The 8838-nt window shown below is 72.3% G+C and carries 10 protein-coding genes and 3 tRNA genes; 10 read left to right on the top strand and 3 right to left on the bottom strand.

Annotation, left to right across the window (positions count from 1 at the left end; translation table 11 throughout):
• On the top strand, nucleotides 1–588 hold a 588-nt coding region (locus tag N869_RS10330), incomplete at its 5' end, for an FHA domain-containing protein (protein WP_232229695.1).
• Here the strand turns inward: N869_RS10330 and rarD are convergent.
• Nucleotides 534–1535 carry an EamA family transporter RarD gene (gene rarD, locus N869_RS10325; RefSeq protein ID WP_084136921.1) on the bottom strand — a complete coding sequence of 334 codons (1002 nt, stop codon included), beginning with the start codon at nucleotides 1533–1535 and terminating at the stop codon, nucleotides 534–536. The genes N869_RS10330 and rarD overlap by 55 nt on opposite strands.
• A gap of 172 nt (nucleotides 1536–1707) precedes the next feature.
• Here rarD and N869_RS10320 point away from each other — a divergent pair, with 172 nt between their 5' ends.
• Together N869_RS10320 and htpX are read left to right on the top strand one after the other, a co-directional pair.
• The gene (locus N869_RS10320; RefSeq protein WP_035061176.1) at nucleotides 1708–3063 is read left to right on the top strand and encodes an FAD-dependent oxidoreductase; all 1356 of its coding nucleotides are present in this window, start codon (nucleotides 1708–1710) and stop codon (nucleotides 3061–3063) included.
• Between the two features lie 114 nt (nucleotides 3064–3177).
• Nucleotides 3178–4053, top strand: a complete 876-nt coding sequence (gene htpX, locus N869_RS10315; RefSeq protein WP_035061172.1) for a zinc metalloprotease HtpX — start codon at nucleotides 3178–3180, stop codon at nucleotides 4051–4053.
• 59 nt (nucleotides 4054–4112) lie between these two features.
• On the opposite strand, the gene N869_RS10310 is transcribed toward htpX, so the two are convergent.
• The gene (locus tag N869_RS10310; RefSeq protein WP_035061170.1) at nucleotides 4113–4604 is read right to left on the bottom strand and encodes a YajQ family cyclic di-GMP-binding protein; all 492 of its coding nucleotides are present in this window, start codon (nucleotides 4602–4604) and stop codon (nucleotides 4113–4115) included.
• 98 nt (nucleotides 4605–4702) lie between these two features.
• Here N869_RS10310 and N869_RS10305 point away from each other — a divergent pair.
• The 6 genes from N869_RS10305 (at nucleotide 4703) to N869_RS10280 (ending at nucleotide 6301) form a co-directional block, all read left to right on the top strand.
• A tRNA-Tyr gene (locus N869_RS10305) sits at nucleotides 4703–4786 on the top strand.
• A gap of 151 nt (nucleotides 4787–4937) precedes the next feature.
• Nucleotides 4938–5010, top strand: a tRNA-Thr gene (locus N869_RS10300).
• Between the two features lie 57 nt (nucleotides 5011–5067).
• Nucleotides 5068–5144 (top strand) — tRNA-Met (locus N869_RS10295).
• Nucleotides 5145–5231: 87 nt separating this feature from the next.
• Complete coding sequence (gene rpmG / locus N869_RS10290) at nucleotides 5232–5402, top strand: 50S ribosomal protein L33 (protein WP_035061168.1); 171 nt, start codon at nucleotides 5232–5234, stop codon at nucleotides 5400–5402.
• Between the two features lie 24 nt (nucleotides 5403–5426).
• Nucleotides 5427–5876, top strand: coding sequence for an FAS1-like dehydratase domain-containing protein (locus N869_RS10285; RefSeq protein WP_035061166.1), 450 nt, complete (start codon nucleotides 5427–5429; stop codon nucleotides 5874–5876).
• On the top strand, nucleotides 5873–6301 hold the full coding sequence (locus N869_RS10280; protein WP_035061151.1) for a MaoC/PaaZ C-terminal domain-containing protein: 429 nt from the start codon (nucleotides 5873–5875) through the stop codon (nucleotides 6299–6301). The genes N869_RS10285 and N869_RS10280 overlap by 4 nt, the downstream gene beginning before the upstream one ends.
• 45 nt (nucleotides 6302–6346) lie before the next feature.
• Here the strand turns inward: N869_RS10280 and N869_RS10275 are convergent, their stop codons facing one another.
• Nucleotides 6347–7405, bottom strand: a complete 1059-nt coding sequence (locus tag N869_RS10275; RefSeq protein WP_035061149.1) for a LacI family DNA-binding transcriptional regulator — start codon at nucleotides 7403–7405, stop codon at nucleotides 6347–6349.
• A 159-nt stretch (nucleotides 7406–7564) separates the two neighbouring features.
• On the opposite strand from N869_RS10275, the gene N869_RS10270 reads away from it, so the two are divergent.
• Nucleotides 7565–8838: MFS transporter (locus N869_RS10270; protein WP_156968488.1), on the top strand; the 1274-nt coding region annotated here is incomplete at its 3' end.

Below are 8838 nucleotides of genomic sequence, written 5' to 3'. Positions count from 1 at the left end.
CCGGCGGCGTCCCCCGCCGCCGCCCCTCAGGCCCCACGCCCGCTCCCGACCGATGACGACGTCGCCGACACCGGGGAGGTCCCCCTCGTGCCCCACCCACCTGCTCCGCGCACCACCACGCCCGGCCCGCACGCGCCGTTGGCGGACGACGTCGACATGACCCGGCTGCGGCCTGCCCGCGGCAAGGTGCCCCAGGTGCCGCACGCCGTGGGGCCCGACGTCGTCCTGGACCTGACCGACGGGCGCTCGATCCACGTCTCGGGCCCGGTGCTGGTGGGGCGCAACCCGACCCCGCGGGCAGGTGAGGAGGACAGCACGCTGGTCGCGGTCGACGACCCCGGGCGCTCGGTCTCCAAGACCCACCTGCAGCTCGGTCTGGACCGCAACGGGGTGTGGGTGCGGGACCGGAACTCGACCAACGGGACGGTCGTGACCCTCGTCGACGGGCAGCAGATCCTGTGCGGCAGCGAGCAGCAGGTGCGGCTCGTCCCGGGCTGCTCCGTGGCGTTCGGCGACCACGGCTTCGCGGTGCGTCACCTCGAGCCGGCGCCGGGCCCCACCGACGGGTCGGCCCAGGGCCCGACCTGACCTTCGAGCGGTGCCTCCGGGAGCCGGTCGCCGTCGGGGGCCGGTCGACGTGCACGTCGCCCGGCCCGGACGCCATCCAGGCTCAGCAGCACCAGGGCGCACCAGACCAGGGCGAAGCCCCACCAGCGCACCGCCGGCATCGGCTCGGTGAGCACGAGCACGCCGATGACCAGCTGCATGGTCGGCGCCAGGTACTGGAGCATGCCGAGGACGCTGAGCGGCAGGCGCCGGGCCGCAGCACCGAAGAGCAGCAGGGGAACGGCGGTGACGACTCCCGAGACCGCCAGGGCGACGTCCATCCCCACCCCGTGGGCGCCGAACGCACCGGCCCCGCCCAGCATTAGCAGGTACGTGAGTGCCACGGGCGCCAGGACCGCGGTCTCCACCGCCAGGCTCGTCAGGGCCGGGACCTGCCGGCCGACCCGGTTCTTGATCAACCCGTACAGGGCGAACGACGTGGCCAGCACCAGAGCGACCCACGGGAGCCTGCCGGTGCCGACGCTCAGCACGACGACGGCGCTGAGGCCGAGCGCGAGCGCGCACCACTGGGCCGGTCGCAGGCGCTCACCCAGGACGACCACCGCCAGGGCCACCGTGAGCAGGGGGTTGATGTAGTAGCCGAGGGCGGCGTCGACGGCGTGCCCGGTGAGGACCCCGTGGACGAACGTCAGCCAGTTGATCGCGACGAGCACGGCCGCGGCGGCGAGGAGCGCGAGGGTCCGGGGCCGCCTCAGCACCTGGGCCAGGGTGTGCCAGGTGCGGGTCAGCGCGATCGCCAGCAGGCAGAACACCAGCGACCACACGATCCGGTGGGCGATGATCTCGACCGCGCCCGCGGGTTCCAGGAGGGGGAAGTACAGCGGTAGCAGCCCCCACAGCAGGTAGGCGGCGAGCCCCAGGCCGAGCCCGTGGCGGGCCGAGGGTGAGGGGGAGGGGGCGGGTGGCACGAGGGAAACCTACGCCTGTGCCGGGCGCCGGGCCCCGCCGGTCACCCGGGGGCGTGTCCGGGTGGTGACCGTCGCGTGCTCCCGGGGGCGTGTGCGCGCCTACACTGTGCCGGTCGTCCCGGCTGCCGTCAGCCGCGCCGGGTCCACCGTCGTCCGGAAGGCATCCCTGTCCGTGAGCACAACACTGCGTGTCGCCGTCGTCGGCGCCGGTCCTGCCGGGATCTACGCCGCCGACATCCTGTCGAAGTCCGGTGTCGAGGTCTCGATCGACCTGTTCGAGCGGCTCCCGGCCCCGTTCGGCCTGGTCCGCTACGGGGTCGCCCCGGACCACCCCCGGATCAAGCAGATCATCGTGGCCCTGCACAAGATCCTCGAGCGGGGTGACATCCGGCTGCTCAGCAACGTGGACTACGGCGCCGACCTGTCCCTGGAGGAGCTCCGGCGCTTCTACGACGCGGTGATCTTCTCCACCGGTGCCATCAAGGACGCCGAGCTGCGCATCCCCGGGATCGAGCTGCCGGGCTCCTACGGGGCGGCGGACTTCGTCTCCTGGTACGACGGGCACCCGGACGTGCCGCGCACCTGGCCCCTGGAGGCCGAGCAGATCGCGGTGATCGGGGCGGGGAACGTGGCCCTGGACGTGGCGCGGATCCTGGCCAAGCACCCCGAGGACCTGCTGCCGACCGAGATCCCCGAGAACGTCTACGAGGGTCTCAAGCGCAACCCGGTGACGGACGTGCACGTGTTCGCCCGGCGTGGGCCGGCTCAGGTGAAGTTCAGCCCGTTGGAGCTGCGCGAGCTCGGTCACGTCCCGGACGTCGACGTCATCGTCTACCCGGAGGACTTCGACTTCGACGAGGGGTCGATGGCTGCCATCCACTCCTCGAACCAGACCAAGCAGGTCGTCAAGACCCTCACGGACTGGACCCTGAAGGAGCCGGAGGAGCTGACCGCCAGCCGGCGCATCCACCTGCACTTCCTGCACCGTCCGGCGGCCGTCACCGGTGACGGGAAGGTCGAGGGGCTGCGCACCGAGCGCACCGCCCTCACCGGCGACGGGACGGTCACCGGGACGGGCGAGATGCACGAGTGGCCGGTGCAGGCGGTGTACCGGGCGGTGGGGTACTTCGGCTCACCGCTGCCGGGCATCCCGTTCGACGACGTCGCCGGTGTCATCTCCAACCGTGAGGGCCGGGTCGTCCAGGCCGACGGCGAGCCCATGCCCGGGGTGTACACCACGGGGTGGATCAAGCGTGGCCCGGTCGGCCTGATCGGGCACACCAAGTCCGACGCGACGGAGACGATCAAGCACCTGGTGGCGGACGCCGAGTCCCTGGACCGTGCCCCCGAGCGCGACCTGGACGCGGTGACCGACCACCTGAAGGCCAAGGGCGTGCACTACGCGGAGTGGTCGGGCTGGATGCTCCTGGACGCCTGGGAGCAGAAGCTGGGCGCACCCCACGGCCGCGAGCGTGTCAAGGTCGTGCCGCGCGAGGAGATGCTCGCGATCATCCGCGGCGAGGTCTGAGGACTCAGGGCCCGGCCGGGCCGCGCCCGGCCCCGGGGTGCGGCCCGGGAACGTCCGGGGTGCCGCCTGCGTTGTGATGAGTGCACTGACCGATCACGTCGAGGAGGCACACGGGTGGCAGGCCGGCATCTGAACGGGTTGAAGACGGCCGCGTTGTTCGGCGTGATGTGGATGGTCCTGCTGGGCCTGGGCAGCCTGATCGACGGTGGCAGCTTCATCTGGGTCTTCGCGGCCATCGGCGTGGTCGGCACCGCGTACGGGTACTGGAACTCCGACAAGATCGCGATCAAGGCGATGCGCGCCCGGCCGGTCAGCGAGATCGAGCAGCCGGCCATGTACCGGATCGTCCGGGAGCTCTCGACCCAGGCCCGCCAGCCGATGCCGCGCCTGTACGTGTCGCCGACGCAGGCCCCCAACGCGTTCGCCACGGGTCGTAACCCCCGCAACGCCGCGGTGTGCTGCACCGAGGGGATCCTGCACCTGCTGGACGAGCGCGAGCTGCGCGGGGTGCTGGGGCACGAGCTGATGCACGTCTACAACCGGGACATCCTGACGTCGTCGGTGGCGGCGGCGTTCGCCGGCATCATCACGTCGTTGGCCCAGTTCATGCTGTTCTTCGGTGGGGGTGGCCGTGACCGCGGTGGCAACCCGATCGCGATGCTGGCCCTGGCGCTGCTGGCCCCCACCGCCGCGATGCTGATCCAGCTGGCCATCAGCCGCACGCGCGAGTTCGACGCGGACGCGGGGGGCGCGCGCCTGACCGGCGACCCGATGGCTCTGGCCTCGGCGCTGGCCAAGCTCGAGCGCGGTACCGCCAGGGCGCCGCTGCCGGCGAACCGCGACCTGGTGGACGTCTCGCACCTGATGATCGCGAACCCGTTCCGTGGGGGCGGGATGGCGAAGATGTTCGCCACCCACCCCCCGATGGCCGAGCGCATCCGCCGGCTGGAGCGGATGGCGGGCAACCAGGGGCCCATCACCCGCTTCTGACCGTCGCGGACCCGCTGCGACCCGCCCCGCCGTCCGGGACGGGTCGCAGGGGCCGCGTGTCAGCGGTAGTTCACGAACTGCAGGGCGACGTCCAGGTCGGACTCCTTGAGCAGCGTGATGACGGTCTGCAGGTCGTCACGGCTCTTGCTGGACACGCGCAGCTCGTCGCCGGTGATCTGCGTCTTGACGCCCTTGGGGCCCTCGTCCCGGACGATCTTGGCGATCTTCTTGGCGTTCTCGCCGGACAGGCCCTCCTTGATGGCGGACTCGAGCCGGTACTCCTTGCCCGAGGCCTTCGGGTCGCCGGTCTCGAGGGCCTTGAGCGAGATGCCGCGCTTGACCAGCCTGGTCTGGAAGACGTCCAGGACGGCCTTGACCCGCTCCTCGGAGTTGGCCACCATCACGACCGAGTCCCCGCTCCAGCTGATGGAGGCGCCGACGTTCTTGAAGTCGTACCGCTGGGAGATCTCCTTCGAGGCCTGGTTCAGCGCGTTGTCGACCTCCTGCCGGTCGACCTTGCTGACGACGTCGAACGAGGACTCCGATGCCATGTCTCCTCCTGAGGCGTGAGCGTGTGGTCCGCGACGGTCCGCGGACTTGGTATCCTTCCATCCGTACGGCTGGGACGACCAACGCCCGCCGCGCACCCGGCAGGTTGCCCGAGCGGCCAAAGGGAGCTGACTGTAAATCAGCCGCGTAAGCTTCGGGGGTTCGAATCCCTCACCTGCCACCATCCGACCGACGCGGGGTGCCCCATGGGGCGCCCCGCGTTCGTCGTTCCCGGCCCGTTGCGCCCGCGCCCCGGGCCGGTGCGGGCGTACGGGAAGCCTGGTCCGGCACCGATTTCGCACCTGGGCCCGGACGCGTGTACTCTGGCACGCGCTGCCCCGATAGCTCAGTCGGCAGAGCGTCTCCATGGTAAGGAGAAGGTCAAGGGTTCGATTCCCTTTCGGGGCTCTGTTGGTGCCTGGGCGCCCAGAACGGTTCGCCGTGCTGGGCGCTCGGTGCCGATACGGCGGGGTAGCTCAGGTGGTTAGAGCACACGGCTCATAATCGTGGTGTCGCGGGTTCGAGTCCCGCCCCCGCTACCACAGTGACAACGGCGCGCTGGTCGACCTCCCGGCCGGCGCGCGCACGACGATCCAGGCGCTGCGCGCAGCGCGAGAGGTGGCAAGACCGTGGCCAGCAAGAGTCAGGACGTCCGTCCGAAGATCACGCTCGCCTGCGTGGACTGCAAGGAGCGGAACTACATCACCAAGAAGAACCGGCGCAACAACCCGGACCGCCTGGAGATGAACAAGTTCTGCCCGCGCTGCAGCAAGCACACCGCGCACCGCGAGACCCGCTGACCCAGGCCAGGGGCCACGGCGACGATGGGCGTGAACGCTGCGTACGCGGGGCGGGAGTACCCCGCGAGCGAGCCGTACCTGGTCGGTCGCGAGCACCTGCGGGAGTTCGCCGGCACCGTCGGCGCTGAGCACCCTGCCCATCACGACGTCGACGCGGCGCGGGCCCTCGGGCACCGGGACGTGGTGGCTGCCCCGACCTTCGCCGTGGTCCTGGCCCAACGGGCCGAGGCCCAGCTGATCGGCGACCCGGAGGCCGGGATCGACTTCAGCCGCGTCGTGCACGCGGACGAGCGGTTCACCCATCACCGCCCCGTCTGCGCCGGCGACGAGCTCGTCACCACGCTGCACGTGGACTCGATCACCGAGCGCGCCGGGCTGTCGATGGTGACGACCCGGTGCGAGATCACCGACACGCAGGGCTCTGCGGTCGCGACGGTCCGCTCGACCCTGGCGGTCCGGGGTGAGGGCTCGTGAGCGCCCCCCGCCTGGACGACGTCCACGTCGGTGACGTCGTCGGCACCCGCCGGATCGAGGTCGACCGCGCTCGCCTCGTCCGGTACGCGGGGGCGAGCGGCGACCTCAACCCGATCCACTGGAACGAGCGCGTCGCGGCCGACGTCGGTCTGCCGGGAGTCATCGCGCACGGGATGTTCACCATGGGCGCGGCCGTCGGCCTCGTCACCGACTGGGCCGGCGACCCGGGTGCCGTGGTCGACTACGGCGTGCGCTTCACGCGACCCGTGCCGGTGCCCGACCCGGGGGCGGCAGTGCTCGACGTGACCGCGACCGTCGGCGCGGTCGACGTCGAGGCCGGGACGGTCAGGGTCGACCTGACCGTCACCCTGGGCACGGTCAAGGTGCTGGGCAAGGCCCAGGTCGTCGTCCGCCTGGCCCGCTAGCCGCACGCCGGTCCGCACGCCGGACGCACCGGCGTGCGGGTCCGTTCAGCGTGGCGGGCCGGTGGTGGTGCCGACCCGCAGCGTGACGTCCAGGGTGACGGTCTGCGGTTCCTCGCCGGCGAGCACCGCTGCGACCGCCTCGCCGAGCGCCTGACCCTTGGCTGCCAACGGCTGGTCCACGGTCGTGAGGACGTCGGGTGCGATCCACGGCAGGTCCAGCCCGTCGAACCCCGCCACGGACACGTCCTGCGGGACGCGCAGGCCGAGGTCGCGTGCGGCGAGCAGCACCCCGGCGGCCAGCAGGTCCGACTGGGCGACGACCGCGGTGGGGGGGTCGTCGACGTCGAGCAGCAGCCGACCCGCGGCCTGGCCCTCCTCGACCAAGGACGCCCCGGCCTCGACCACCGCGGTGGGTGCCACCCCGGCGTCGGCCAGGCCCTGGAGCCGGTTGCGGGTCGGGGCCCAGTCCAACTCGCCCATCCGGTCGGCGTCCACGACTGCGCAACGCCGTGGCCCACCGAAGGGAAGGGCGACCACGGCCACCCGTTCGTGCCCCAACGACCGCAGGTACGCACCGAGCTCGGCCGTCCCGCGGCGGTCGTGGATCCCGACCAGCGGCACGTCCGGGAGTGAGGGGCCCTCGCCGATGACCATCGGCACACCGCGGCGTTGCAGGGCCTCCCGGATGGGGTCCTGGGTGCGTGAGCCCCAGATCAGCACGGCCACGTCCATCGGGGCGCTCTCGACCAGGGGATCCACCGCCCGGTCCTCCTCGACGGGTAGCCCGGGGACCAGCAGGACGCCGAGGCCGAGCTGGCCCAAGGTGCTGACCAGCCCGTCGAGCACCCGGACCGACACGGGGTCGCGAAAGCTGCGGCGCAGCTGGTCCCCGATCACCACGGCCACGATCCCGGACCGTCCGCTGCGCAGGGACCTGCCCAGGGGGTTGGGGCCCGAGTAGCCCAGCTCGCGCGCCGCGGCGAGGACCTTCGCGCGGGTCTCGGCCGCGATGGGGCCGGCGCCGGAGAACGCCAACGAGGCGGTCGAGACCGAGACGCCGGCCTTGCCGGCCACATGGGCCAGCGTGGGTCGGGTGTGGGCCATGTCACCTGCCTGTGCCGGGGGGCGTCCGTTGACGGACCGCCAGCCTATCGGCACACTGGGAGACGAGCGTTCGAATCGATTCGACCTTGAGGTTGCACCTCGACGACGCCCCGGCCCCGCCGACGTGGCCTCCACCCTCCCCCTCGCCAGAAGAGCCCCATGTCTGCCTCGCCTGCCAGCACGCCCCCCACCGTGCCCGCCCAGCCCACCTCGCCCCTGGCACCCGACGACCCACGGGTGCTGCGCGCCCGACGCCTCCTGATCGGCCTGTACGGCCTGCTGGGGATCACCGTCGCGAGCTGGTTGTCCCGGCTCCCGTCCGTCCGCGAGGCCCTCGACCTGTCCACGGGCCAGCTCGGCGTGATCCTCCTCACCGGTGCGGTCGGCTCCCTGGCGACCGTGCTCGTCGCCGGCGCGATCGTGGTCCGGTGGGGGAGCGTCAAGGTGCTGCTCGCCGCGGCGGTCCTGTTCGCGTGCGGCAACACCCTGCTCGCGGTCGGTCCTGCGGTCGGTCTGGTCCCGGTGCTCGTGGCCGGGATCATCGTGCTCAGCATGTCCTTCGCTCTCGGCAACGTCCCCATGAACGTCGAGTCGGCCGTGATCGAGCGCCACATGCGGCGCACGGTCGTGCCCCAGTTCCACGCCGCGTTCTCGATCGGCAGCGTCGTCGGGTCCGGGCTGGGGGCGGCTGCCGCCTGGGCCGAGGTGCCGTTGCTCGTGCAGTTCGGTGCGGTGAGCGTCGGGAGCCTGGTCTGGCGGTTCCTGACGGTGCCCGGGGCGGTGCTCCCGACCACGGCACCGGTCGCGGTGACCCAGGACGAGGGGACGCCGCGTCGCCGGGGCGCCGGGTTCAGGGCGTCCCTGGGTGCCTGGCGTGAGCGCCGCACCCTGCTGGTGGGCGTGATCGTGATGGCTGCGGCCCTGTCCGAGGGTTCGGCCAACAACTGGCTCGCGATCTCGGTGGTCGACGGCTTCGCCCAGCGCGAGGCCGTGGCGGCCCTGGTCTTCGGGGCGTTCGTGGCGTCCATGACGGTCTCGCGGGTCATCGGACCCCGTCTCATCGACAGGCTCGGCCCGGTGCGGGTCCTGGCCACGTCCGCGGTCGTCTCGGTCGCGGGCCTGGTGCTCTTCGGCACGGCCCCGACGCTGTCCCTCGCCGTGGTCGGTGTGGTGGGCTGGGGCCTGGGTGCCGGTCTCGCGGTGCCCATCGGGATGGTCGCGGTCTCGGAGGACCCCATGCAGGCAGCCGGCCGCGTGGCCGTGGTCTCGGCGTTCGCGTCGATGGCGTCCCTCGCCGCGCCACCCGCCCTCGGTCTCGCGGCCGAGGCCCTGGGCGCACGCCAGGCACTGCTCCTGGTCGCGATCCCGCTGGTCGTCGCCGCACTGCTGTCCGGGCAGGTCCGGCCCCAGCGTCCAGGCGCCGCCGAGCAGGG

Source organism: Cellulomonas bogoriensis 69B4 = DSM 16987 (genome assembly GCF_000767165.1).
Taxonomy (GTDB): Bacteria; Actinomycetota; Actinomycetes; order Actinomycetales; family Cellulomonadaceae; genus Actinotalea; species Actinotalea bogoriensis.
Note: the sequence above shows the minus strand (reverse complement) of the source record. Positions and strands in the feature narration are given on the sequence as shown.

Coding starts and splice junctions, on each gene's coding strand:
- N869_RS10275 (WP_035061149.1), bottom strand. CDS start 7,405: ATGGCCCACACCCGACCCACGCTGGCCCATGTGGCCGGCAAGGCCGGC.
- N869_RS10310 (WP_035061170.1), bottom strand. CDS start 4,604: ATGGCATCGGAGTCCTCGTTCGACGTCGTCAGCAAGGTCGACCGGCAG.
- N869_RS10285 (WP_035061166.1), top strand. CDS start 5,427: ATGGGCGTGAACGCTGCGTACGCGGGGCGGGAGTACCCCGCGAGCGAG.